The sequence below is a fragment of the Rhodovarius crocodyli genome (genome assembly GCF_004005855.1).
GTDB lineage: Bacteria > Pseudomonadota > Alphaproteobacteria > Acetobacterales > Acetobacteraceae > Rhodovarius > Rhodovarius crocodyli.
The window spans coordinates 1-545 of sequence record NZ_SACL01000033.1 but is presented as its reverse complement, the minus strand read 5'-3'; the positions used below and the strand labels follow the sequence as shown (position 1 = coordinate 545).

The following is a 545-nucleotide window of genomic DNA, read 5'->3' as shown; positions in this document are numbered from 1 at the left end:
GCCGTGCTGGGCATCCTCGCCTTCCTCATCGGCTTCATGTTCAGCGACCGGCCCTGGTGGCTGTTCGCCGGGCAGACGCTGTGGGGGCCCAGCTCCAACTTCGTCCTCGTCGCCGTGCCGCTGTTCCTGCTGATGGGCGAGATCCTGCTGCGGGCCGGCCTGTCCGACCGCCTCTACAAAGCCCTCAACGTGTGGCTGAACCGGCTGCCGGGCGGGCTGCTGCACACGAATATCGTGTCCTGCGCGGTGTTCTCGGCCATTTCGGGCTCCTCGGTGGCCACCGCCGCCACCATGGGCTCCGTCGCGCTGCCCTATTTCAACAACACGCCCTACAGCCAGCGCTGGGTTCTGGGGTCGCTGGCGGCCGGCGGCGCGCTGGGCAACCTGATCCCGCCGGGCATCACCTTCATCATCTACGGGCTGATCACCGAGACCTCGGTGGGGGCGCTGTATATCGCCGCACTCTTTCCCTCGCTGCTGGTGGTGGCGCTGTTCGTGGGGCTGATCGCCTGGCACGGCGTGCGCAACCCGCTGCCCAAGCCCCC

At 68.3% G+C, this 545-nt stretch carries 1 protein-coding gene; it reads left to right on the top strand.

Features of this window, described 5'->3' with window-relative positions:
- On the top strand, positions 1-545 hold a 545-nt coding region (locus tag EOD42_RS25640), incomplete at both ends, for a TRAP transporter large permease subunit (protein ID WP_127790443.1).